General features: G+C 70.3%; 21 protein-coding genes. 16 read left to right on the top strand and 5 right to left on the bottom strand.

The annotated features are described in order from the left end of the window. Positions 1-15: 15 nt before the first annotated feature. The gene (locus tag ASD84_RS07175; protein WP_056708369.1) at positions 16-1,122 is read left to right on the top strand and encodes a GuaB3 family IMP dehydrogenase-related protein; all 1,107 of its coding nucleotides are present in this window, start codon (positions 16-18) and stop codon (positions 1,120-1,122) included. A 27-nt stretch (positions 1,123-1,149) separates the two neighbouring features. Here ASD84_RS07175 and ASD84_RS07170 read toward each other — a convergent pair whose 3' ends face one another. Then, positions 1,150-1,743: a TetR-like C-terminal domain-containing protein gene (locus tag ASD84_RS07170; protein ID WP_056708365.1), complete on the bottom strand. Its 594-nt coding sequence runs from the start codon at positions 1,741-1,743 to the stop codon at positions 1,150-1,152. A 92-nt stretch (positions 1,744-1,835) separates the two neighbouring features. Between ASD84_RS07170 and ASD84_RS07165 the strand changes: the two genes are divergently transcribed. The 4 genes from ASD84_RS07165 (at position 1,836) to ASD84_RS07150 (ending at position 6,532) form a co-directional block, all read left to right on the top strand. Beyond that, positions 1,836-2,984, top strand: a complete 1,149-nt coding sequence (locus ASD84_RS07165) for a phosphotransferase family protein (protein ID WP_056708362.1) — start codon at positions 1,836-1,838, stop codon at positions 2,982-2,984. Beyond that, on the top strand, positions 2,981-4,159 hold the full coding sequence (locus ASD84_RS07160) for a hypothetical protein (protein ID WP_056708359.1): 1,179 nt from the start codon (positions 2,981-2,983) through the stop codon (positions 4,157-4,159). Before ASD84_RS07165 ends, ASD84_RS07160 begins: the two co-directional genes overlap by 4 nt. A 68-nt stretch (positions 4,160-4,227) precedes the next feature. Next, the gene (locus ASD84_RS07155; protein WP_056708358.1) at positions 4,228-5,676 is read left to right on the top strand and encodes an aldehyde dehydrogenase; all 1,449 of its coding nucleotides are present in this window, start codon (positions 4,228-4,230) and stop codon (positions 5,674-5,676) included. Between the two features lie 106 nt (positions 5,677-5,782). Next, the gene (locus ASD84_RS07150; protein ID WP_056708355.1) at positions 5,783-6,532 is read left to right on the top strand and encodes a hypothetical protein; all 750 of its coding nucleotides are present in this window, start codon (positions 5,783-5,785) and stop codon (positions 6,530-6,532) included. Here the strand turns inward: ASD84_RS07150 and ASD84_RS07145 are convergent. Both ASD84_RS07145 and ASD84_RS25305 read right to left on the bottom strand, forming a co-directional pair. Further along, positions 6,519-7,451, bottom strand: a complete 933-nt coding sequence (locus ASD84_RS07145; RefSeq protein ID WP_056708350.1) for a DUF6910 family protein — start codon at positions 7,449-7,451, stop codon at positions 6,519-6,521. The two genes, ASD84_RS07150 and ASD84_RS07145, sit on opposite strands and share 14 nt — an antisense overlap. A gap of 1,905 nt (positions 7,452-9,356) precedes the next feature. Beyond that, positions 9,357-9,716, bottom strand: coding sequence for a DUF2834 domain-containing protein (locus tag ASD84_RS25305; protein WP_162251499.1), 360 nt, complete (start codon positions 9,714-9,716; stop codon positions 9,357-9,359). A gap of 229 nt (positions 9,717-9,945) precedes the next feature. On the opposite strand from ASD84_RS25305, the gene ASD84_RS07130 reads away from it, so the two are divergent. From ASD84_RS07130 to ASD84_RS07120, 3 genes are read left to right on the top strand one after another with little or no spacing between them, the layout of a single operon-like run. Next, the gene (locus ASD84_RS07130) at positions 9,946-10,332 is read left to right on the top strand and encodes a nuclear transport factor 2 family protein (protein WP_056708344.1); all 387 of its coding nucleotides are present in this window, start codon (positions 9,946-9,948) and stop codon (positions 10,330-10,332) included. Next, complete coding sequence (locus ASD84_RS07125) at positions 10,325-11,323, top strand: hypothetical protein (RefSeq protein WP_056708340.1); 999 nt, start codon at positions 10,325-10,327, stop codon at positions 11,321-11,323. The genes ASD84_RS07130 and ASD84_RS07125 overlap by 8 nt, the downstream gene beginning before the upstream one ends. Continuing rightward, a complete protein-coding gene (locus ASD84_RS07120) occupies positions 11,320-12,105 on the top strand; it encodes a class I SAM-dependent methyltransferase (protein WP_056708338.1) in 786 nt (261 codons plus the stop codon). The genes ASD84_RS07125 and ASD84_RS07120 overlap by 4 nt, the downstream gene beginning before the upstream one ends. On the opposite strand, the gene ASD84_RS07115 is transcribed toward ASD84_RS07120, so the two are convergent. After that, a complete protein-coding gene (locus ASD84_RS07115; RefSeq protein WP_056708334.1) occupies positions 12,092-15,214 on the bottom strand; it encodes a BTAD domain-containing putative transcriptional regulator in 3,123 nt (1,040 codons plus the stop codon). The two genes, ASD84_RS07120 and ASD84_RS07115, sit on opposite strands and share 14 nt — an antisense overlap. Positions 15,215-15,238: 24 nt before the next feature. Beyond that, positions 15,239-15,601, bottom strand: coding sequence for a cupin domain-containing protein (locus tag ASD84_RS07110; RefSeq protein WP_056708332.1), 363 nt, complete (start codon positions 15,599-15,601; stop codon positions 15,239-15,241). A gap of 192 nt (positions 15,602-15,793) precedes the next feature. On the opposite strand from ASD84_RS07110, the gene ASD84_RS07105 reads away from it, so the two are divergent. From ASD84_RS07105 to ASD84_RS07070, 8 genes are all read left to right on the top strand, one after another. Further along, positions 15,794-17,431: a succinic semialdehyde dehydrogenase gene (locus ASD84_RS07105; RefSeq protein WP_056708329.1), complete on the top strand. Its 1,638-nt coding sequence runs from the start codon at positions 15,794-15,796 to the stop codon at positions 17,429-17,431. Positions 17,432-17,434: 3 nt separating this feature from the next. Beyond that, positions 17,435-19,147, top strand: coding sequence for a GMC oxidoreductase (locus tag ASD84_RS07100; RefSeq protein WP_056708326.1), 1,713 nt, complete (start codon positions 17,435-17,437; stop codon positions 19,145-19,147). Positions 19,148-19,531: 384 nt separating this feature from the next. Then, positions 19,532-20,017 (top strand): hypothetical protein, encoded by a 486-nt coding sequence (locus ASD84_RS07095; RefSeq protein WP_056708322.1) that lies wholly within the window; start codon positions 19,532-19,534, stop codon positions 20,015-20,017. 3 nt (positions 20,018-20,020) lie between these two features. Continuing rightward, positions 20,021-20,758 carry an ABC transporter ATP-binding protein gene (locus ASD84_RS07090; protein WP_056708320.1) on the top strand — a complete coding sequence of 246 codons (738 nt, stop codon included), beginning with the start codon at positions 20,021-20,023 and terminating at the stop codon, positions 20,756-20,758. Then, positions 20,755-22,023: a hypothetical protein gene (locus ASD84_RS07085; protein ID WP_056708317.1), complete on the top strand. Its 1,269-nt coding sequence runs from the start codon at positions 20,755-20,757 to the stop codon at positions 22,021-22,023. The genes ASD84_RS07090 and ASD84_RS07085 overlap by 4 nt, the downstream gene beginning before the upstream one ends. Before the next feature lie 16 nt (positions 22,024-22,039). Further along, entirely contained in the window at positions 22,040-22,627 is a 588-nt protein-coding gene (locus ASD84_RS07080) for a hypothetical protein (RefSeq protein ID WP_056708312.1), read from the top strand. Next, positions 22,624-24,216, top strand: a complete 1,593-nt coding sequence (gene guaA, locus ASD84_RS07075) for a glutamine-hydrolyzing GMP synthase (protein ID WP_056708309.1) — start codon at positions 22,624-22,626, stop codon at positions 24,214-24,216. Before ASD84_RS07080 ends, guaA begins: the two co-directional genes overlap by 4 nt. 4 nt (positions 24,217-24,220) lie before the next feature. Next, entirely contained in the window at positions 24,221-24,592 is a 372-nt protein-coding gene (locus ASD84_RS07070) for a hypothetical protein (protein ID WP_056708306.1), read from the top strand.

The following is a 24,592-nucleotide window of genomic DNA, read 5'->3' as shown; positions in this document are numbered from 1 at the left end:
CACTAGGCTGACCCGGTGAGTGACATCGAGATCGGCCGCGCGAAGCGCGCGCGCCGTGCCTATTCCTTTGACGACATCGCGATCGTGCCCTCGCGGCGCACCCGCGACCCGGAGGAAGTCAGCATCGACTGGCAGATCGACGCGTACCCGTTCACCCTCCCGATCATCGCCGCGCCGATGGACTCGGTGATGTCGCCGTCGACGGCGATCGCGTTCGGTCGCCACGGCGGTCTCGGCGTCCTGAACCTCGAAGGTCTCTGGACTCGGTACGACGACCCCGAGCCGTTGCTCGAAGAGGTCGCCGGGCTGGAGGGCGAGGAGGCAACGCGTCGCCTCCAGACCATCTACACCGAACCGATCAAGGCTGAGCTGATCACCGCACGCCTGCGCGAGATGCGCGACGCGGGTGTCACGGTCGCCGGCTCGCTGTCGCCGCAGCGCACCAAGGAGTTCGCCAAGGTCGTCACGGACGCTGGCGTCGACCTCTTCGTGATCCGCGGCACGACCGTCTCCGCCGAGCACGTGTCCAGCCAGGCCGAGCCGCTGAACCTCAAGGAGTTCATCTACGAGCTCGACGTCCCGGTGATCGTCGGCGGCTGCGCGACCCACCAGGCCGCGCTGCACCTGATGCGCACCGGCGCTGCCGGTGTGCTCGTCGGCTTCGGCGGCGGTGCCGCCCACACCACGCGCACGGTCCTCGGCGTCGCCGTACCGATGGCGAGCGCCGTGGCCGACGTGGCCGCCGCACGCCGCGACTACCTCGACGAGTCGGGCGGCCGCTACGTCCACGTGATCGCCGACGGATCCATCGGCACGTCCGGTGACCTGGCCAAGGCGATCGCCTGTGGCGCGGACGCCGTCATGGTGGGCTCGCCGTTCGCTCGCGCCACCGATGCGCCGGGTCGCGGCTTCCACTGGGGCGCCGAGGCGCACCACGCCGACCTCCCGCGCGGCCAGCGCGTCCAGCTCGAGCAGGTCGGCACGATCGAGGAGATCCTCTTCGGCCCGTCCCGCGTCGCCGACGGCACCATGAACCTCGTCGGAGCCCTCAAGCGCTCGATGGCCACCACCGGCTACACCGAGCTCAAGGAGTTCCAGCGGGTCGAGGTCGTCGCGACCTGATTCGCCGATCCGTCAGGGTCAGGGCGATCAGGGGCGGAGGCTGCGGGTCAGCGTCGCCGAGATCCGGTCGACCCAGGCGTCGTCGAGCTCGCCGGGGGTGAGCAGCAGGCCGGCAAGGACGGCGCCGATCGCCAGGCGCAGCACGTCGTCCGCGCGCGCCTCCGAATGGGCGTCACCGTCGCGCACCGCCTTCTGCAGCCGGTCCTCGAGCGCAGCGAACACCCCGCCGAACCGGCGCATCATGGCGGCGTGCAGGTCGGGCCAGGCACCGACCTCGGCGAGCAGGCCGGGAAGTGCGGCCGCGCCGATCGGTGAGCACAACGTGTCCCGGGTGCCGCGCACGACGCCCGTGAGGTCGGTGGCCAGGTCGGCCCCGAGGACCAGGTCCTGTGCGAGCTCGCCGGGGAACGCGGCTTCGTGGATCAGGTGGGGGAGCGCCGGCCAACGGCGGTACAGGGCCGCCTTCGTCGTACCCGCTCGATCGGCGACGGCCGCGACGGTCACGGCGGCATAGCCGCCCTCGGTCAGCAGGTCGCGTACAGCGGCCAGCAGTGCCTGTTCGATCCGCGGATCCCGGGGCCTGCCGGCGCCGCGGACCACTTCGTCGATGTCGTTCCCCATGACCTCTTCCCCTATTACGACACCGAGGGTACCGTAATCCTCCGTTGACAACTAGAACGTGTTCTAACAGGCTTGAACCCAGGAGGCCCCCCATGTCGCAGTCAGAGTTGCCTGCCGAGATGACGTTGCAGCGCTCGAGCCGCGACCAGTCCGCGGTGCACGACCAGCTCGAAGCCTGGTTGGCCACGGTGCTGCCCGCCGGCTCCGACCCGCAGGTGACGCTGCTCGCCGGGGTCGACAGCAACGGCATGTCGAGCGAGACCGTCCTGCTCGACGTCACCGTCACCGAGGGAGGGGAGCGGGTGACTGGCGCCTACGTCGTCCGCGTCGCGCCAGCGCTCGAGGACCTGCCGGTCTTCGCGGAGTACCGCCTCGGTGACCAGTACGACGCCATGCGGCTGGCGGCCGAGCTGACCGACGTGCCCGTGCCTGCCGTGCGCTGGCTGGAGCCGACGGGCGACGTGCTCGGCACACCGTTCTTCCTGATGGACCGGGTCGACGGCGTCGTACCGCCGGACGTGATGCCGTACACGTTCGGTGACAACTGGCTCTTCGACGCGACACCCGAGCAGCGGCAGCGACTCCAGCAGAGCAGTGTCGAGGTGCTCGCGAAGCTGCACTCCATCCCGGACGCCGCGACGACCTTCGCCTTCCTCGACCCGGCCGTCACCGGCCACGAGGGCGCCACCCCACTCGCGCGGAACCTCGCGCGCACCCGGTCCTGGTACGACTACGCACTGTCCGCCGACGCGAACAGCGCGCCGTCGCCGCTGATCGAGCGCGGGCTCGCCTGGCTCGAGGCCAACCTGCCGGCCGAGTCCGGAGAACCGGTCCTGGTGTGGGGCGACTCCCGCATCGGCAACGTGATGTACGACGACTTCCGGCCCGTGGCCGTCCTCGACTGGGAGATGGCGACGCTCGGGTCCCGTGAGCAGGACCTGGCGTGGATGGTCTTCGCGCACCGCGTGTTCGACGAGATCGCGCGGATGCTCGGCGTCCCCGGGATGCCGGACTTCCTGCGGGCCGAGGACGTCACCGCTGCCTACACGGCGGCGTGTGGTGTCGAGGTCGGCGACCTGACCTGGCACCAGCTCCATGCTGCGGTGCTGTGGGGCTGCGTCTTCCTGCGCACGAGCGCGCGCCAGATCCACTTCGGCGAGATCGAGCGCCCCGAGGACCCGGAGTCGGTGTTCCACCACCGTCCGTTGTTCGAGGCGCTGCTGGCGGAGGTCGGCGCATGAGCTCTCCCAACCTCCACGGTGAGTACGTCGGCCTCGGTCCCCTCGACGAGTACCCGATCCACCAGCTGCCGCGTCCCCTCGCCTGGGCGGGCAGCAGCGACCGCAACTTCTACGACCGTTGCTACCTCAACGCCCACGACCGCACCGGCGACCTGTTCCTGATCACCGGGCTCGGCTTCTACCCGAACCTCGGCACCAAGGACGCGTTCGTCCTGCTGAGCCGGGACGTCGACGGGCGCCGGGAGCAGACGGCCGTCCACCTCGGCGACGCGGCCGATCCGCGCGGTGCGGACCGGATGCAGCAGCAGGTCGGCAACTACCGGATCGAGGTGCTGGATCCGTTGAAGAAGCTGCGGATCGTGCTCGAGGAGACCGAGGGGATCGCCCTCGACCTGACGTGGGAGGGCTCCTTCGACGTCGTACAGGAACTGCCGCACGTGATGCGCCAGGGCTCGAACACGATCCTCGACGCGCAGCGCTTCGCCCAGGTCGGCACGTGGGAGGGCACGATCGCTGTCGATGGCGAGGACATCGCGGTCACCCCGGACCGCTGGGTGGGCTCGCGGGACCGTTCGTGGGGGATCCGGCCGGTGGGCGAATCGGCTCCCGGCGGCAAGCCGGCGGACCCGGCCTTCGAAGGCATGTGGTGGCTCTACGTCCCGATGCGCTTCGACGACTTCTGTGTCGTGGTCATCATCCAGGAGACGCCCGACGGCTTCCGTACCTTGAACGACTGCACCCGCGTCTGGAAGGACGGCCGCGTGGAGCAGCTCGGCTGGCCGCGCGTCGAGATCACCTACGGATCGGGCACGCGTGTCCCGACCGGCGCGACCATCCACTGCACCACCCCCTCGGGAGAATCGCTGGTTCTGGAGGTCACCTCGAAGCTGCCCGTCCCCATCCACGTCGGTGGTGGGTACGGCGGCGACTCCGACTGGACGCACGGTGTCTGGAAGGGCGCCGGCTTCACCGAGCGGCTCACCTACGACCTGAACGACCCGGCCGTCGCCGGCCGGGTGATGTTCGGCGTGATCGACCACGTCGGCCACGCCGTCGCCCACGGTGCCGGCGTCGACGTACCCGGTGGGGCCGAGGGCTGGGGGCTCTTCGAGCACGGCGCCCTCGGTCGCCACGACCCCAGCGGCTTCGCCGACTGGTTCGACCTCGCCCCCTGACCGCTGACGCCGCTGGTTGAGGTGCGAGCGAAGCGAGCCTCGAAACCAAGGCAACTGAAAGGAACGACATGACTCTCGACCGCGACGCACTGTTCATCGGCGGTGCGTGGGCCAAGCCCGCCACCGACGCCGTCCTGGAGGTGGTCTCGCCCCACTCGGAGGAGGTCGTGGCGCGGGTGCCCGAGGGCTCGACCGCGGACATCGACGCCGCCGTCGCCGCTGCACGCAAGGCCTTCGACGAGGGCCCGTGGCCGCGGATGGCGCCCGAGGAGCGGATCGCGATCATCCAGAACCTGTCGGGCCTGTACGCCGCGCGACTCGAGGAGATGGCGACTGTCATCAGCACCGAGATGGGGTCGCCGATCTCGTTCAGCAGCCTCGCGCAGGCGCCGGCGCCGTGGATGCAGATCGAGGCGTTCCTCGGCATCGCCCGGGAGTTCCCGTGGGAGTCGACGCGTCCCGGAGTGCTCGGGACCGACGTCCTCGTCCGGCACGAGCCGGTCGGTGTCGTGGCCGCGATCCCGCCGTGGAACGTCCCGCAGTTCACGGTGCTGTCGAAGCTGGTCCCGGCGCTGCTCACCGGCTGCACCGTGGTCGTGAAGCCCGCGCCCGAGACGCCGCTGGACTGCTACCTGCTGGCCGAGATGCTCATCGAGGCCGGCGTCCCGGAGGGTGTGGTCAGCATCGTCGCCGGTGGCCGGGAGGTGGGCGAGCACCTGGTGCGCCACCCCGGCGTCGACAAGGTCGCCTTCACCGGTTCCACCGCCGCTGGCCGCCTGATCGGCTCGATCTGCGGCCAGCAGCTGAAGCGGGTGTCACTGGAGCTCGGCGGCAAGTCCGCCGCGATCATCCTCGACGACGCCGACGAGACCGCTGCGATCGAGGGACTGAAGTTCCTCGGCGTGATGAACTCCGGCCAGGCCTGCGTCGCGCAGACCCGCGTGCTGGTCAGCCGCGAGCGGCACGACGCCTTCGCTGCCGCGCTCGCCACCGCGATCGGCAACATGGTCGTCGGCGACCCGATGGACCCCGCCACGGAGATCGGCCCGATGGTCGCGGCGCGCCAGCAGGAGCGCGTGGCGTCGTACATCCGGATCGGCCAGGACGAGGGCGCCCAGCTCCTCACCGGTGGCGACGGTCGGCCCGACGGCCTCGACAAGGGCTGGTACGTCCGGCCCACCGTCTTCGCGAACGTGGACAACAAGATGCGGATCGCACAGGAGGAGATCTTCGGACCCGTCCTCTCGGTCATCGCGTACGACGACGTGGCCGATGCCGTCCGGATCGCCAACGACTCGGAGTACGGACTCGCCGGGACGGTGTGGACCTCGGACCACGAAGCCGGCCTCGAGGTGGCCCGCGGCGTGCGGACCGGCACCTACGGGATCAACACGTACACGATGGACTTCGCCGCGCCGTTCGGTGGCTACAAGGCCTCGGGTACCGGGCGCGAGTTCGGTCCCGAGGGGTTGGCGCAGTACACGGAGCTGAAGTCGGTCTACCTGTCTGCGCCCTAGTCCGGTTGTTGAGGGCGAGCGAAGCGAGCTCGAAGCCAAGGGGCCCGGGGTCCCGATTCGGTCGAAACCAATGTGGTCTCGTGCTGCGTCAGGAACCATCGGCACGGTGATACGTGCACTGCTGCTGGCCGGCGCCCTGTCCGTTCTGACTGCCTGCTCGCCCTCGGACGGGAGCCTGGTGGGCGCCGCGGCGGACAAGCCCGGCGTCATCAAGGTCCACACCGAGGACGTCGACTACGCCGACGACGACATGCCGTTCTCCACCGTGGCGAAGAAGGTCACGGTCTCGATGGAGGGCGATGCAACGAGCGCTGAAGTGATCGGCGTGTTCGACGAGTACGCCGAAGAGGTCGAGGGCGGCGACGTCGAGGTGGTCGTGGTGACCCTTGTCGGCCCGAAGCAGGCGACCCTTTCGTTCGGTGGCGAGGGCAGCCGCCTGGCCGAGGAGGTTGTCGAGGACCTTGTTGCCGCACAAGGCGACGAGGCTGTGTTGACCTACGAACGCGCTGCGGGCAAGTGGCTCCGAACCGTGAACGTGGAGCTGGCGCCCACCGACTTCGCCGAGGTCGTTCGGCGGGCCGACCGCTACGTCGATGTCGACGACGTGGGAGTGACCTCCGGTGGCTTGTCGCTTTCCCGGAGCGAGTCCACCGGAGGGGACCCGCGGGTCGGCGCCGCCCGGGAACGACTCGTCCTCCGGATCGGCGAGCGTTTCGATCTTCTCGCGGCGAACGTCTCTGCAGACATCCCGTTGGAGATCACGGTCGCGGAGGATGAGGTGGTCGCTGTGAATCGCGCCATGAAGAGCGATCCCGAAGCGGAGGCGATCGGCAGGTACCGGGTCAGCAGCGAGTGACCCCGGGCCGGACGTTAAGCCGTAGCGCGAGTGACGGCGCCAGGTGGTCGTCGACGTCGACGACCGCGCGCAGCAGCATCGTGTCGCGGTCGGTGCCGACGACCATCAACCCTTCCACCTTGGCGACCCTGTCGTCGATCAGCGGCAGGGCAACCACGTCCGTGACGACGTCGTCGACGAGCAGGGCCAGGGCGCTGCCGGTGACGGGGCCGTCGTCGATCACGTTGGGGCTGTCCTCGGCGGCGGCACTCAGCAGCACGGTGCCGTCGGGCAGGGTGACGGCGTCCGTGACGGCCAGGCCGACCCCGTGGACGTCGCCGAGGTCGTAGAACAGCGGGTTCTCGACGCCGACTGCTTCGGGTGAGGTCCGGCCCGCCATGGCCGCCAGCACCTGCGCCAGGTCCAGGTCGACACTTCCCGAGGGCAGTCCGGCTGACGGCAGGCCGCGATGGAACCAGCGCAGCGCGCCGTCGACCAGACAGGCGCCCTCCAGGTTGAGGGCGTCGGCGTCGACCCCGAGGCTGGCTGCGACCGCCGCGTAGAGCCCCGTCATGTCGGCCACGGTGACCTGTGGGCGGCCGTCCTCCAGGACGACCAGCACCCAGCGCATGCGCGCGATCGACGACCCGGAGCCCATCATCAGTACGGCGGGGCGGCCGTCCATCTCGAGCGGGCAGGCTGCTTCGAGGTCGGGCTTGAGGTGCTTGGTGCCGGTGTGCTTCTCGAAGGTGTCGAGCCCACCGATCGCTGGCAGCAGGCGGATTGCCATCACGTCGTCCGGCGTGCACCAGGCTGCGTGCGTCGCGTCGTCCTGGACGACGAGGAATCCGGCCCCGAAGGGCGCGATGGCGGACGCTGCGCGGACGGGCGAGCCGTCGGGGAACCGGAGCGGGGTGACGTCCTCCAGGTCGACCTGCACGCGACGAGTCTTGCGTACCGCCAAGTTCGTCGAGTAGCGGTGCGCGCCAGCGAGCCGCGTATCGAGACGCCGCCCGGTGGTTGAGGTGCGAGCGCAGCGAGCCTCGAAACCCCCGGCCCTGACCACGAGCTCTCCACAGGCAGTCGAGGGACTTTCCTCTGTCCACAGGCGGGTTTCCGGGCCGTGGTTGTGTCGCCTCCTCGTGATCCAATACAGGTATGGAGCAGGGGGACAGCGAACTGACCGGACGGCACGAGGGTCGCCCGGCAGGCACGCTGCTGTCCCGCGCGAGGAGTCACTGGTCGAGGATTGGACCGACCTGGTGACCTGGGCCAACCAGCACACCGTCACCACCCCGGAGCAGGCCGCGACCATCATCGACGGTGTCATCGACACGGGTGTCCCGATCGCGGGTGAGGGTGCGCCGCTGGTGTCGGAGTTCGCGTTGATGGAACTCATCGCCGTACTCGGCCGCTCACCTGATGGTGGACGTGCCTACGTCGGTCGGATCATCGAGTGCGCCTGGCGGCTCCCCAACATCTACAAGTCCGTGGTCGAGGGCAGGTTGGCGCCGTGGCGTGCCGAACGCATCGCCGACCTCACCCGGTCGTTGAACGCTGAAGCCGCTGCTTTCGTGGACCGGCAGCTCGCCGCCGTCGGTGGCGTCGGGTGGGCGCAGCTCGACCGCCTCGTCACCGAAGCCATCCTCCGGTTCGACCCCGAACGTGCCGAGGCCGAACGCCAGGCCGCGAACGAGGACCTGTTCGTCGACGTCGATCGCCAGGTCGACCAACACGGACGCGTCCGCATCGACGCCCTGGTCGATGCCGCAGACGGTCACGACTTCGACCAGGCCGTCAACCGGCGCGCGATCCAGCGCGGCAAACTCGGCGACGACTCGTCCCTGGACGTTCGCCGCGCACGCGGTGTCGGTGACATGGCTCGCCAAGACCTGTCCCTGGACCTGCTGTTCGCCGACGAGGAAACCGGCGAAGTCACCGTCCAGTCCCCGGGTCGCAAGGTCGTCCTCAACGTCCACATCACCGNAGACCTGTCCCTGGACCTGCTGTTCGCCGACGAGGAAACCGGCGAAGTCACCGTCCAGTCCCCGGGTCGCAAGGTCGTCCTCAACGTCCACATCACCGACACCACCCTCACCGGGTCTCGAGACGGTCGCAGCGCGACCTCCTCGACCAACGACGAGAACCCGTTCGCGAAGCCCGACGTGAACCCGGTCGGGCGGTGGGAAGACAAGCAGGTCCCGATCAGCACAGCGCAGATCAAGGAATGGCTCCGCGCACGAGACACCACCGTCATCGTGCGCCCCGTGGTCGACCTCAAGGACTGCGTCCCGGTCGACTCCTACGAGATCCCCGACCGCATCCGCCAACGGGTCCAGCTCCGCGACCACCAGTGCCGGTTCCCCGGCTGCCCGAAACAAGCCACGCGCTGCGACCTCGACCACGCGACACCCCACGGGCAGGGTGGCGTGACCTGTCCCTGCAACCTGGTCCCGCTCTGTCGGCGACATCACCGCGCCAAGACCCACAGCAGATGGCGCTACGTCATCGTCCTGCCCAGCCACTACCTCTGGACCAGCCCGAACAGCCGACACTTCCTCGTCGGACCCAACGGCACCCGCGCCCTCGACCCACCCCGCACCGTCGACCCCGAGGCATAGCTGCAGCGCCCAGCACCCCGCCTTCCGGCGGGGCCTGCGGCATGTCCGGGGCAAGTCAGTGGGCCCACACATGACGCGCGCACATGCCGACGAGTGCGCGTCCAGCCAGGCCGCCGGTCTAACCGGAGTTTCCCCGGCGTCACACGCCGGGAATCCTCCGGCTAGCGCCCCGATGTGCCGCGGCGCGGGCTCGAACCCGGCTATCTGTGGGCGTATTGACTTGCCTACTGAGACGCGGTTACCGCCTTCTGGGCGTCGAGCAGCCGTTGCCGGTGCGCCAGGAAGAACGGCACGAACGTGCTGATGCCGACCAGGATCGAAAGCGGGACGTAGCCCACGAAGAAGCCGGCGCCGATGTCCACCTTCCGGGACTCGACCGACATCCAGACGAACAGCGCCAACCCGAGAATGACGACGTCAAAGACCAGGAACAGCGATGCGTTGTTCGCGGTGATGGCGTCCCGCCAGAACTGTTCGGTCCCATCGATCGGCCCGTCACCGGAAGTGAAATATTCGAGTGCTTGAGATCCGGTTGCGAAGAATCCGGCAATTCCGATGAGGACGTAGACGTGCCAGAGCTTCATGGTTGAGCCCTTCGTGAAGGTCGAGTTGGTGCATCTGCGCCACATCATGCGACACAGACGGGCAGGACCGCTCCTACTATCTCGGTCGCTACGCAAGAAGGCAGCCGTGGCACGCCCGAGGGTTCGACGCTCGCCGCCCTCGCACCTCAACCAGCGGGCTGCAAGCCCACTGCAAGGCTGTCGCGGCACGCTCGGTGGTGTCAGAATGAGCCGAGCCGAGGAGCCGAACATGTCCCAGCCATCAGCGGTCGACCGCTTCCTGGAAGCCGTTCGCTCCGGCCGGATCGACGAGTGTGACGCCTGGTCGCCGGACGCCACCTTGGACGCCACCGTCCCGAACTGGCGCTTCCACCGGGTCGGCGCGGACCAGATCAAGGACACCTACCGGGGCTGGTTCGCCGACCCGGGCACCTTCGAGCAGCTGCGCCGCGAGCCGACGGCGCGTGGCGAGGTCGTCGACTACACGTTGTCGTGGACCGAGGGCGGGATCCCGCACGCCGCCCACCACGCGCACCTGCTCGATGTCGTCGACGACCGGATCGTCGCCGACGTGGTGCTCTGCGGCGGCCGCTGGCCCGCCTCGCTGCTGGCCGAGATGGAGGCCGCGGATGCCTGACGCCTGCCCGGTCCTCGACTCCGTCGACGCCCTGCTCGTCGGTGCCTCCGGTCGCACCCCGCTCGACGCGCCCGGCAAGTCCGGTGCCGTACTGGACCGGGTGACCATCGACGGGACGTCGTACGTCGTGAAGTACCTCGACCACGACGGCGACTGGTCCCTGCGGGCAGCCGGCGTTCCCGGCAGCCCGACCGTCGCCCTGTGGCGCCGCGGCATCCTGGCCGCCCTGCCCGCCGAGATCGTCCAGCCGATCGTGGCCGTCGCTCACGATCGCGAGCGGCCGAACCTCGCCGCCGTGCTGATGCACGACGTCGGCGACACCCTCGTGCCAGCCGTCGACGACCCGATCACCATGGAGCAGAACGACCGCTTCCTCGACCACATGGCTGCCGTCCACGTCGCCTTCTGGGAGACGGATCGCGACATCGACGTGGTCTCGCCGACGGACCGCTACCTGGAGCTGTCGCCGCGGATGGCGGCCGCTGAGGCGGCGCTCGGTGCGGAGCACCTCGTCCCGAGGCTGGTCGCCGAGGGCTGGCCGTTGCTCGAGACCGTCGCGCCCAAGGCGGCGGCCGTCGTCGTACCACTGGTCCACGACCCGGCGCCGCTGGTCGACGCGCTCGCCAGGACACCGTCCACGTTGGTCCACGGCAACTGGAAGCTCGACAACCTCGGCACCGACAGCGAGGGCCGGACCGTGCTGCTGGACTGGGAGACGCCCGGTCGCGGCGCCGGAACCGCCGACCTCGCGTGGTACCTCGCGATCAACTGCCGCCGCCTGCCCGTGGCGAAGGAGCAGGCCATCGACACCTACCGCGCCGCGCTCGAGCGCCGGGGCATCGACACCGCACCGTGGTGGGACACCCAGATCGGCTTGAGCCTGCTCGGCGCACTCGTGCAGTTCGGCTGGGAGAAGGCCTTCAGCGGGTACGACGACGAGCTGGTCTGGTGGGAGGAGCGGGCCGTCGAGGGGGCGGCCCTGCTCGCGTGACCGCGATCGGCACCGCGATCGGCACCGCGATGGGCTCGGCCTACGACCTCTCCGCTGACGCCTGGCGGAGCGGTCCGGCCATGCTCTACGCGCGCCTCGCGGGTGCCCTGCTCGACGAAGCGCAGCTCCCGCTGGCCGGTGCGACGGTGCTCGATGCCGGCGCGGGAACGGGCGTGGCGGGGGAGCAGGCCGCTGCCCGGGGAGCAGCGAGGGTGGTCGCAGTCGACCTGGCGACCCGCATCCTCCCCGGTCCGCCTGCCCTCGCTGTCGGCGGTGACCTGCAGCGGCTGCCGTTCCGCGACCAGGCCTTCGACGTGGCGGTCGCGGCGTTCAGCCTCGGTCACGCCCCGGACCCGGTGCAGGCTCTGGCCGAGCTGCGACGCGTCGCGCGAGGACTCGCGGCCTCGGCCTTCCCAGTGGGGTGGACGCACCCCGCCAAGGACGTGGTCGAGAGCGCCGTGGTCCGACGGGGGCATCGCCCGCCCGCCTGGTACGTCGCGTTCAAGGACGGCGCCGAGGCCCGCGTCGGGGACGCCGACCGGCTCCTGGGCCTTGCCACTGCGGCCGGCTACCCGTCGGCCCGAACCCGCAGGATCGAGGTCGACGGTGGCCTGACGACGCCGGCCGCCATGGTCGCGTGGCGGCTGGGCATGGCGCACATCGCCCCGTTCGTGGCCACCCTGCCGCCCGAGGTGATCACGGAGATCCGCGCCGAAGCCGAGGCAGCGCTCGTCGATGCCCCACCGGTGGTCGTACCGATGCTGGTGCTCAGCGCGCAGTGAGGGTGGCCCGGTGGCGCCAGGCCTCCAGCCGCCGGTCGGCATCGTCGCGCAAGGTGTCGGCGTGGACCCCGCTGCGACCAGCCAGTCCGACGACGAGCTCCTCGGCGCGGGCGAGCCAGCGCTCCTGACCGAGCTCGGCCCCGGTCTGCCCCGCCCACCACCACGCCTCGATGCCGACCGAGCGTTCGACCTCCCCGAGGTCGGCCCACGCCTGGTCGAGGTCCACCGGCTCACCGAGCCGGGCTCGCGCGCGGTGAGCGACCAGGCTGGCGCAGGAGACATAGCGCGGCACTCCTGCCGAGGCCGCCGACGCGGCCAGCGCGGACGCCACCTCCAGCGCCGCCTCTGCGGAGCCGCCCAGCAGCAAGGCCTGGGCGTCCAGCAGCTGCAGCTTCATCTGGAGGCGCCAGCCGAAGACCAGGTCGCCGACCAGTGCGGCCCGCGCCCGGTCGAGCAGCGCCGTCGCGCCGTCGGGGTCGCCGGCCCGGATCCGCGCGTCGGCGAGGTCCTCCAGCGCCGCGACGAGCACCTCCGGGATGACCACGTCGTCGACCGCGGCCACCGCTTCCTCGTGCGCGTCGACGCCTGCGCTCGTCGCGCCCAGATTGCGCAGCACCCAGCCACCGAAGTTGACGCCACGACCGGCGAAGCGGGGTACGTCGCGCCGGGCGACCTCCGCGGTGTAGCTGGCGAAACAGGCCAGCGCGTCGTCGCCCCGCCCGGCGACGGCGAGGGTGTGGCCCGTGAAGAGCAGGGCGTGCATCGAGGCCGGGGTGTGGGTCACGCTGATGCCCGGCCGGGTGACCGGGCGCAACAGCGACAGCGCCTCGTCGACGTTGCTGCGGTGGGCATGCAGGACCCCGAGCCATGCGGCCGCCTCCAGCCGGTCCTCGCCCGACGCGTCCTTGAGCGCCGCCTCGAGCCGCCGCGCCGCCCTGGCCAGGTCGCCCTGCGCGTGCAGGAACCGCCCCGACGCCACCAGGCAGCGGGTGCGCGTCCGGTCGTCCTCCGCGCCCAGGGCCCCGTCGTCGGCGTACGACGTCGCATCGCCGAAGCGGCGGTCGAAGTAGGCAGCCCACGCGGCCGCCTCCCACCGCTCCGGTCCGGCACCCGTCGCGGCGAGCGCGTCCTCCTCGGCCGCCCGGTAGCGCCCGCGCCGGATCCGCACGCGGGCCCGTTCCAGCCGGGTCTGGTCGTCGGGCACGAGGGTGAACGACTCGTCGAGGAGTTCCTCAGCGGTGGCGTGGTCGAACCGTTCGGCAGCCCGGGCTGCAGCCGCCCGAAGCGACACCGAGGCCAGGACGCGGTCGCCGCCGAGGCGCGCGTGCTCGGCCACGGCCGAGGGATCCGCATCAGCGCGGCGAGCGAGGGCCCGACCGGCCTCGCGGTGCAGCAGCGCGGACCGGCCGGGCGTCGTACCGGAGACCAGGGCGGTGCGCACCAGGTCGTGGCGCAGCTGGAGGCGGCCACCGTTGTCGATGAGCAGTCCGTGCCGTACGGCGCGCTCCGCGTCGGTCAGGACCTCGAGGGTGCCCCGGCCCAGGACCCCGGCGAGGAGGTCGATGTCGAGGTCGCCGCCGAGGATCGCGGCGGTGCGCACCAGGTCGCCGGCCGGGCCCAGCTGGTCGCAACGGCTCGTCACCGCCGCCACCAGCGACTCGGGGAGCTCGCCGGCACCGACGGATGCGAGCTCGGCGAGGAACAGCGGGTGCCCGCCCGATCGGAGGTAGAGGTCCTCGGCCCGGTCGTTGCCGACGATGGTGGCGACGTGCTCGCGATCGAGCGGGCCGAGGCTGACGTAGTCGGTCGCGGGCATCGGCCCGCCCTCGTCGGGACGGCCACCGAGGACCACGACCAACGGCACGGGCCGGCGCTGGAGGTAGGTGAGCCAGTCCGCCAGTGTCGGGCCGGCCAGGTGCGCGTCGTCGATGACCACGACTGCGCACCGGTCACCCGCGATCCGGGCCAGCACGCGCGACACCGCCGCATAGACGACGGACGGCCCGAGGGAGGGATCGATCGTGTGCGAGGTCTCGCCCGTGGTGCCCAGCAGGGAGGCGAGCAGCGCGTCGTCCTCGCTGAGCAGTGCGGCGGGACTCGCCGATTCCTGGACGTACCGCCCGATCGCGGACAGTACGACGTCGAGGGGCGCCGCCCGGTCGAGCGCCCCGCAGGTCCCGGTCAGCACCCGGTCGCCGAGGTCCTTGCGTGCAGCGGCCCAGCTCGTGAGCAGGGTGGTCTTGCCGATCCCGGCCTCGCCCGCGACCAGGGCGACACGGGGGAGCCGCTCGGCCAGGGCCCGGCCGATCAGCGCGTCGAGGTGCGCGACCTGGCTGTTGCGACCCACGAGCGTCGGGGTCAGGGCACTCGTGGTCGCAGCAGGGACCTCGCCGCGCAGGATCGACAGGTGCAGCGCCTCGGTCTCCTCGGCAGGATCGGCGCCGACCTGGTCGGCCAGGATCTCGCGCAGGGAGGCGTACGCCGACAGTGCGAGCGCCGGACGACCGCCGGCAGCCTGGGCGCGCATCACGGTCCGCCAGGCCTGTTCGTCGAGGGGGTCGGTCCCGGTGTCGGTCGAGGCGATCTCCAACGCGTCGCGCCACTGACCGGAGTCGAGCAGCGCGCTTGCCGCGACCCGTCGAGCGCGCTGGACCAGGCGGTTCGCCGCGTCGGTCTGTGCCGTGGCCCAGGTCGACGCGGCACGCACCTCGGGGACGGGACCGCGCAGCAGGGCCAGTGCGACCCGTGCTGCCGCGGCCGCGCCGGTGATCTCCCCGGCAGCCTGGCGCCGTTCGATCTCGCCGATGACCGCGTCCACCTCGGTGAGGTCGAAGCTCTCCGCGCACAGCCGGTACCCGCCGTCGGTGCGCTCGACGCGGTCACGACCGAGCGCGCGTCGTAGCCGACTTGCGAGGACCGCCACCTGGTCGGTCGGCCGCGCGGGCGGACGCTCGCCCCACAGGGCATCGACGAGGGCGTCGACGGGAACGGGCCGGCCGCGGGACAGGGCAAGGAGCTGGAGCAGGCCGCGGGTCTTCCTGTCCAGCTGCGTCAGATCGGTTCCGTCGACCGTGAGTTCCCCGAGCACTCGCACGGAGAGCACGCTCACGCGCGTCATGCTACGCCGGAGCGGTCAGGGGCGGGCGTAGTTCGACGCCCCCCACCAGTCGACGACCACGACCGGCTCGTCCCCGACCACCCAGGCGTCGTGGCCCTCGGGCAGGGAGGTCACGTCGCCGGCGGACGCGGTGAACTCGGTGCCGTCGGCCATCTTGATCGCCAGGGTGCCGCTCACGTGGTACTGGAAGTGCGGTGCCTCGCACAGGTGGGTGCCGGCGATCGGCTGCACGTGCTCGGACCAGCGCCAGCCGGGCTGCAGGGTCAGTCGACCGATCTCGGCGCCGCCGACCACGACCAGGTCCACGGTGCCGCGCTCGAAGGACCGGGTCTCGTCGGGCTTCTCGAAGCTCTTCTGTTCGGTGATCTGGGTGCTCATCGCGGGTCTCCTCCAACGGGTGGGCGACGCCGTTCGTCGCGCTGTGCCGAGCCTGCTCCGGAGGTCTTGCAGCCACCTTGCAGCGACCGGAATGCGCCGAATTGAGGGCTTGACACGAAGAATCGATGTGTAAAGCGGCACATCGGCTACTGATCGGTAGCGTCGGTGACTCCGCTCACCTACTCTCGTCACATGAGCGAAGCGATTCCCGGTCCCGGCGCCTCCGGCGGCGCCACCGATCCCGCTGTCGGCGGGCCGCACGATCCCGAGCACGACCCGCGGGCGTCGTACGCCCTGGAGCCGGAGTACGTCGCCCGGTTGACCGACCGCGTGCTCGCGACCACGGGCACTTCCAACCAGGTGACCTCGCCGATCGACGGGGCGCCGCTGGCGAACATCCCGCAGTCCAGCGCCGAGGACGTCGCGGAGGCGTTCCGCCGGGCGCGGATCGCTCAGGACGCGTGGGCCAAGGTGTCGATCGACGAGCGTGCGCGCATCCTGCACCGCCTCCACGACATCGTGCTCGACCGGCAGGCCGAGATCATGGACCTCATCCAGCTCGAGTCCGGCAAGGCGCGCAAGCACGCCTTCGACGAGCCGCTGCACATCGCGCTGACCGCGCGCTACTACGCCCGCACCGCGCACAAGCACCTCGACACCGAGCGCCGGCCGGGCGTCGTACCCGTGCTGACGCGGGTGGAGGTCAACCGGGTGCCCAAGGGCGTCGTCGGCATCATCTCGCCGTGGAACTACCCGTTCACGATGGCGCTGTGCGACGGCCTTCCGGCCCTGCTCGCCGGCAACGCCGTGGTGACCAAGCCCGACGCCCAGACGATGCTGTCGGCCCTGCTCGGTGCCGAGCTCCTCGAGGAGGCCGGCTTCCCGCGCGACCTGTGGCAGGTCGTGGCCGGACCCGGCCGCGTGCTCGGCACGCCGATCATCGACCGCGCCGACTACATCTGCTTCACCGGCTCGACCGCGACCGGCAAGATCATCGCCCGCCAGGCCGCCGAGCGCCTGATCGGTTGCTCGCTCGAGCTGGGGGGCAAGAACCCGATCCTCGTGCTCCGCGACGCCGACGTCGAGCGGGCGGCCGAGGGTGCCGTACGCGCGTCGTTCTCCAACGCCGGTCAGCTCTGCGTCTCGACCGAGCGGATGTTCGTCGCCGACCAGGTCTACGACCGCTTCGTCGAGCGCTTCGTCGCCCGCACCAAGGCGATGAGCCTCGGCGCGACGCTGTCGTGGGACGCCGACATGGGCTCGCTGATCTCGGCCGACCAGCTCGAGACGGTGACCGCGCACGTCGAGGACGCCGTCGCGAAGGGCGCCCGGGTGCTCGCAGGCGGCAAGGCCCGGCCCGACCTGGCGCCGTACTACTTCGAGCCGACCATCCTCGAGGGCGTCACCCCGGAGATGACCTGCTTCGGCCACGAGACCTTCGGCCCGGTCATCTCGATCTACCGCTTCCACGACGAGGCGGACGCGATCGCGCGCGCCAACGACGGCGAGTACGGCCTGAACGGCTCGATCTATACCCGCGACACCGAGCGCGGCCGCGAGATCGCCCGCCAGATCAAGTGCGGCACGGTCAACGTCAACGAGGCCTTCGGTGCCACCTTCGCCAGCATCGACGCCCCGATGGGCGGCATGCGCGAGTCCGGGATGGGCCGGCGCCAAGGCTCCGAGGGCATCCACCGCTACACGGAGACCCAGTCGGTCGGCACCCAGCGCCTGATCCGCTTCGCCCCGATGCTCGGCATGTCCGACGAGGGCTACGCGAAGTTCATGAGCTTCTCGCTGCGCGCGATGGACAAGATGGGACGGGCCTGAACCGTGGCCGACTTCGACTACGACGTCCTGATCATCGGCTCCGGTTTCGGCGGCTCGGTCAGTGCGTTGCGGCTGACCGAGAAGGGCTACCGCGTCGCCGTCCTCGAGGCCGGCGCCCGGTTCACCGACGACGACCTCCCGGAGAACGGCGGCGACGCCAAGCGCTTCGTCTTCCGTCCCGAGCTCGGGATGTACGGCATCCAGCGCATCGACCTGGTCAACGACTGCTTCATCCTCGCCGGCGCGGGGGTGGGCGGCGGGTCGCTCGTCTACGCCAACACGCTCTACGAGCCGCTCGACCCGTTCTACAAGGACTCCCAGTGGGCGCACATCACCGACTGGAAGGACGAGCTGGCGCCGTACTACGACCAGGCCAAGCGGATGCTCGGCGTGACCGAGTACGCCAGGATGACGCCGGCTGACGACGCCATGAAGAAGGTCGCGGACGAGATGGGTGTCGGCGACTCGTTCCACGCCACCCCGGTGGGGGTCTTCTTCGGGGCGCCCGGTCAGGCCGAGGGCGAGCAGGTCGACGACCCCTTCTTCGGCGGTGCCGGACCGGACCGCAAGACCTGCATCAACTGCGGCTCCTGCATGACCGGCTGTCGTCACAACGCCAAGAACACGCTGGTCAAGAACTACCTCTACCTCGCGGAGCAGAACGGCGCCGCCATCCACCCGCTGACGACCGTCACCGACGTGCGCCCGCTGCCCGGCGGTGGCTACGAGGTGACGGCACGCTGGACCAAGGCGAAGCTGTCGCGCAAGACCGCGGTGAAGACGTTCCGGGTCGAGCAGGTCATCTTCTCGGCCGCCGCCCTCGGCACGCAGCGACTGCTGCACCGCCTCAAGGCCGAGGGTTCGCTCCCGGAGATCTCCGACCGGCTCGGCGTGCTCACCCGCACCAACTCCGAGGCCATCTTGTGGGCGACGGCCAACGACGACGCGGTCGACTGGTCCGAGGGGGTGGCGATCACGTCGTCGTTCCACCCGGACGAGCACACCCACATCGAGCCCGTCCGCTACGGCCCGGGTCGCAACGTGATGCCGCTGATGGCCACCGTGCTCGTCGACGAGGTGGAGGGTGAGCACCGGGTGAAGACGTGGGCCAAGGAGCTGTGGAAGCAGCGGGGCGGTCTCAAGGACCTGTACTCCCTGAACACCTGGTCGCGGCGCACGGTGGTCGCCCTGGTGATGCAGACCCTCGACAACTCGATCACCACCGTGTGGCGCCAGCGGGGCCCGGTCAGCTACATGTCCTCGGTGCAGGGCCACGGGGCCCCGAGCCCCACCTACATCGCGCCCGCCTACGACGCCGTACGCCGCCTGGCGAAGGTGATGAACGCCAAGGAGGCCTACGGCAGCCTCGGTGAGCCGCTCGGCATGCCGCTCACGGCCCACTTCATCGGTGGCTGTGCGATCGGTGACAGCCCGGCGACCGGCGTGGTCGACCCGTACCAGCGGATGTACGGCCACCCCGGTCTGCACATCGCTGACGGGTCCGCGATCTCGGCGAACCTCGGCGTGAACCCGTCGCTGACGATCACGGCGCAGGCCGAGCGGGCGATGTCGTTCTGGCCGAACAAGGGCGAGCAGGACGCCCGCCCCGAGCTCGGGGCCGCCTACCAGCGGATCCAGCCGGTCACTCCCAAGGCACCGGTCGTCCCCGCGGATGCCCCCGGCGCGCTCCGGCTGCCGATCGTCGGGGTCAGCTAGGGGCCAGCTGCGGCTCAGCCAGGGGTCAGCCAGCGTGAATCTGGGCGGTTCGGAGCAATTCCGGGCCGCCCAGAAACATTGGGGAAGTTGTTCGGCGACGGCGTAACCCGACCATGGTGGACTCGTTGAACCAGCGAGCCCGGAGATTCACGCTCCCTCCCGAAGCCCGGGCTCGGTCCAGGCACTGTCCAACAGCGCGTGGACAATCAGGGCCCGACCACCCTCCCTCCCCGGTCGGGCCCTGGTGCATTTTTCCCGTTCCGGATGCGCCACTCCCGCCAGGTTCTCCACAGGCATCGTGCAGCCGATTGACATCTATGTATGGGCACATCAAGATGCTCCCAGTCGGCAGCGCCGCTGCCACCCTTTCTCGGGAGGTTTCACATGTACGCCCTCACTCGTTCCACCGCAGCGCTGCTGCTCTCCACTGCGGCTGCCGCCGCCACCCTCGCTGCGAGCCCTGCTGTCGCGACCTCCTACAACTGGTACTCCGCGTCCACACCGTTGACGGCCTGGGACGGCAGCCCGGCCGTGGCGCAGGCGTACGCCTACGGCACGGCCTACCAGAAGGACGGGCTGCTGAAGAACCACACCTACTACAAGGACCCTCGCCCGACGGGTCAGTCGGTCTACACCGAGACCAGCTACAGCTACTTCAAGTGGTGCTCGGCGGGGATCGACTGGTGTGCCGAGGAGGGCAAGGACCAGAGCGCACGCGACAACTCGGGTAGCTGGGTCAACCAGTACGACGCCGACGACTACAGCGACGAAGGTGCCGACAGGGGGCGGGTGCACGTCAAGGTCTGCGAGGACCAGAACAACAGTCCGGATGCCTGCAGCCGCAAGCCGTACTTCACCTTCAGCATCTAGCCGATGGGCCTCTCCGCCAGCGGCCTGCGCTGCACCTACAGCCATCAGGACGCTCCCGCGGTCGACCTCGATGAACTCGTCGTCGACCGGGGCGTCTGCGGCCTGGTCGGTGTCAACGGTGCCGGGAAATCGACACTGTTGCGGACGCTGGCGGGGTGTCGGCGCCCTGAGGCCGGACGGGTGCGGATCGATGACGTCGATCTCTACGGACGGCGTCGACGCACGGTGGTCGGACGTCTCGGCTACATGCCCCAGCATCTCGACCTGCCGAAGGAGATGCGGGTGTCCGATGCAATGGCGTACGCGAGCTGGGTGCGGGGAGTTCCCTCCGCAGAAGCCCGGACGCGGAATCCTCAGCTCCTGGAGCGCGTCGGGCTCTCCTCTCGCGCGGCTGATCGGGTGGGCCGGCTGTCGGGCGGAATGAGCCGGCGACTCGCGCTCGCGGTCGCCCTGGTCACCGATCCCAGCGTCCTGCTGCTGGATGAACCGACCACCGGCCTCGATCCGGAGCAGCGCGCCGGCCTGCGTGGAATTCTCCGCGATCTCGACACGGCGGCGGTCACGATCCTGAGCAGCCACGTGATGGAGGACGTCGCCGTCATGGCCAGCCGGATCGTCGTCATGGATGCGGGGCGGCTCCTGCACGTGGGTTCGATGGACGACTTCGTCGCCGACCACGGCGGCCCGGAGCGATCGGCCGAGTTCGCGTTCCTCGCGACGATCTCGGCGGCTCGCGCATGAAGGTCTGGTTGGCGTGGCTGGGCGAACGCCGGGCGATCGCCGTGCAGTTCGTGCTCCTCCTGGCGGCCGGGTTGGTGTGGATCGGCGGGAGGTTTCCCGACTTGATGGGCTCCTGGAAGCAGTCGTTGGACTTCTGCGCTGGCGCGACGAGCTTCATGGGTCCCATCGCTGCCGGTACCTCCTGCCTGGCCTATGCCCGACTCCGCCGTTCAGCGATGGGCGAGATCCTCCTGCAGAGCAGTCGCGACTGGTTGCGGTGGCTCCAGCCGGGACTGGCCATCTGGGGCATCGCTGTGGCGGCGCTGCTCACGCTGACCCTGGCCATGACCACGGTTGCCTCACTGGCGGGGGTCCCGGCCTACTGGGAGTTCGTCTGGATCCTGGTGCCGTCAGTGCTGATGTTGAGCGCGCACACGGCGATCGGAGCGGCCATCGGATTCAGCAGCGGTCGTGCCTGGCTGGCACCGCTGGTGGTGGTTCTTGTCTACCTGCTCTTCCTGCTGACGGCCGTTGGCGTCCTTCCCCACGTGTTCGACACCGGTGGGGTCACGGGAAACCTCGGCGGCCAGGGGTTCGCGACGTGGCCGATCCTCACTCCCGGCATCGTCGCCCTGGGCATCGCAGCCTGCGCTCTCGCAGCCGGCAGCCCGCGGATCTTCCTGAGCACGTGGCCCCGCCGCCTGCTCCTCGCCGTCGCTGTGGCGGCATGGGGCACGGGGTGGTTCCTCGCGCCGGGAGACAGCGACCTGCGCTACACGCTGGTCGCGGACCCTCCCTTGACCTGTGCCGGGTCGTCCCCGCAGGTGTGTGTCTACGAAGAGACGCCGCGACCGCTGAAGGACCTCAGTGAGCGGATGCATCGGCAGGCACGCTCGTTGGTCGCCCTGGACGTGCCCTTGCCCGACCGCTTTGCGCAGTCCGTTCCCGGTCGGGAGACGCGGCCGGAGGGTGGCGTCGTACTGATGGACCGGGCTTCCCGGAGCACGGTCACCGACGATCTCGCGACCGCTTCACTGCTCAGGCCGTCGTCGTCCTGCCCCGCCGACTCAGGCCCCGAGCCGCCGTACCTCGCCTTCGAGGTCCGTCACCAGCTCGGACGCTGGCTCCAGGTCCAGGCGGGCATCTTGCGGCCGGATCCGGGACGTCGCGACTACGCCTGGCTGACCAGCGATCTCCAGGTCCAGGCGCCGTGGGTCCGCACGACCTACCGCCAGCTCACCGAGTGCGCGTTCGACCAGCTCCGGCTCCCCGATGGTCTGGGATAGCCGAGCCTCGGCTGTCGTGCGCGTGTGGGGGCTGGGAGTTGCGCTGGCGACCGCAGGGGCGCTGAGCGGTGCCACGCTCATGGTGGGCGACGTCCACCTCAGCGTTCCGGGCGTCCGCGATGCCGTCGCCGTCCTGCACACGCTGCCCGGCCTCACCGCAGTGGCGCTCGCCTTCCCGTTGGTCGATCGCACGCCCGACCTGACGCTGATGGCGACAGTGCCGCCGTGGCGCCACTTCGCGATGCGGTTCGCCGCGGTCGTGGCTCTGTCGATGCCCGTTGCTGCCTGCGTCCATGCCGCCCTGTGGTCGATCGCGGGAGCCGGGGCGGTGCTGGGATTCGTGGGTCTCGCGGCGGTGGGCTGTGCCTGCCTGGGCCTCTGGTACTGGGGTCCGACCCTGCTCCTGTCGTTCGGTTGGATCCACTGGCCGGGTCGCGACGAAGCCGCCCTGGCCGACCCGATCTGGTTGGTCGCGTGGCTGGGTCTGCTGGGGCTGTGCGGAGCCGGGTACGTCGCGATCAGCGTCCGGCGGGTGCAGCGCGTCGTCCGGGCTGCTGGCACGAGTTCGGAGAGCAGGCGAGGCGCCGATACGATTCGCCCATGACGGCGCCCGGGGAAATCACGCACGAGTCCGAGCACGACCTGGTCCTGGTGGTGGACTTCGGTGCCCAGTACGCCCAGCTGATCGCGCGCCGCGTGCGCGAGGCCCGGGTCTACTCCGAGATCGTGCCGCACACGATGCCGATCGCCGAGATGGTCGCGCGCGGCCCGAAGGCGATCATCCTGTCCGGTGGGCCCTCCTCGGTCTACGAGACCGGTGCGCCGACGCTCGACCCGGCGCTCTTCGAGACCGGCGTTGCCGTCTTCGGCATGTGCTACGGATTCCAGCTGATGGCCCAGGGGCTCGGCGGGACCGTCTCGGCGACCGGCGCCCGGGAGTACGGCCGCACCCGCGTGCAGATCGGTCACGCGGGGACGTTGCTCGGCGGCATCCCGACTGAGCACAACGTGTGGATGTCGCACGGTGACTCGGTGACCGCGGCACCCGAGGGCTTCGCCGTCCTCGCCTCGACCGAGTCGACCCCCGTGGCAGCGTTCGAGAACGTCGAGCGCGGCTTCGCCGGTGTGCAGTGGCACCCCGAGGTGCTGCACACCGAGCACGGGCAGAAGGTCCTCGAGCACTTCCTGTGGGACGTCGCCGGCTGCCGCCAGACCTGGACCATCGGCAACATCGCCGAGGAGCAGATCGAGCGGATCGTCGCGCAGATCGGCCCCGACGGGCGCGCGATCTGCGGGCTGTCCGGTGGCGTCGACTCCGCGGTCGCTGCCGCGATCGTGCAGAAGGCGATCGGCGATCGCCTCACCTGCGTGTACGTCGACCACGGACTCATGCGCAAGGGTGAGACCGAGCAGATCGAGCGTGACTTCGTCGCGTCCACGGGCGCGAAGCTCGTGGTCGTCGACGCCGAGAAGCAGTTCCTGGACGCGCTCGAGGGCGTGTCCGACCCGGAGACCAAGCGCAAGATCATCGGTCGCGAGTTCATCCGCACCTTCGAGGCGGCCGAGCTCGACATCATCAAGGACGCCCCCGAGGGCACCAAGGTCGGCTTCCTGGTCCAGGGCACGCTCTACCCCGACGTCGTCGAGTCCGGCGGCGGTGCCGGCACCCACAACATCAAGTCGCACCACAACGTCGGTGGTCTGCCCGAGGACCTCGAGTTCGAGCTGGTCGAGCCGCTGCGCACGCTCTTCAAGGACGAGGTCCGCCTCGTCGGTGAACAGCTCGGCCTGCCGGCCGACATCGTGTGGCGCCACCCGTTCCCCGGCCCCGGCCTCGGCATCCGGATCATCGGTGAGGTGACCCGCGAGCGCCTCGACATCCTGCGCGAGGCCGACGCCATCGCCCGCGAAGAGCTGACCGCTTCGGGCCACGACCGCGAGATCTGGCAGTTCCCGGTCGTGCTGCTCGCCGACGTCCGCTCGGTCGGCGTCCAGGGCGACGGCCGCACCTATGGCCACCCGGTCGTCCTGCGCCCCGTGACCTCCGAGGACGCCATGACCGCCGACTGGGCCCGCCTGCCCTACGACCTGCTCGAGAAGATCTCGACCCGGATCACCAACGAGGTCCGCGAGGTCAACCGGGTGACCGTCGACATCACCTCGAAGCCCCCGGGCACCATCGAGTGGGAATAGGGCCTTGAACCCACGCGGCTGGGCACTCGGAGTCCTGCTCGTCGCGTCGACCCACCTCGTCGTCGCCTGTGGCGATGACGCGATCGAGAAGGCCCCCGAACGCATCACCTCGAGGGCCTTGAACACGGAGTGCGGCGCTTCGGTGAGCGCCCTGCAAGGTGCCATCGAAGTGAGCCATGCGAGCACCGGCAGGTACCCCGAGACGATCGGCGACCTCGTTCGTGATGGTTTCGTGGCGCCCGGGGACACCGTCACTGCCGCAACAGGCACGACTTTCAGTCGGACCTCGGCCGCGGGGACCTACGTGGTGACCATGACGTTCGACGCAGACGGCGTGCCCGTCCTCAAGGGCACCATCGACGGCTCACCGTGCTAA

The organism is Nocardioides sp. Root682, assembly GCF_001427795.1.
Taxonomy (GTDB): Bacteria; Actinomycetota; Actinomycetes; order Propionibacteriales; family Nocardioidaceae; genus Nocardioides.
This window is presented reverse-complemented; position numbering and strand designations above follow the sequence as displayed.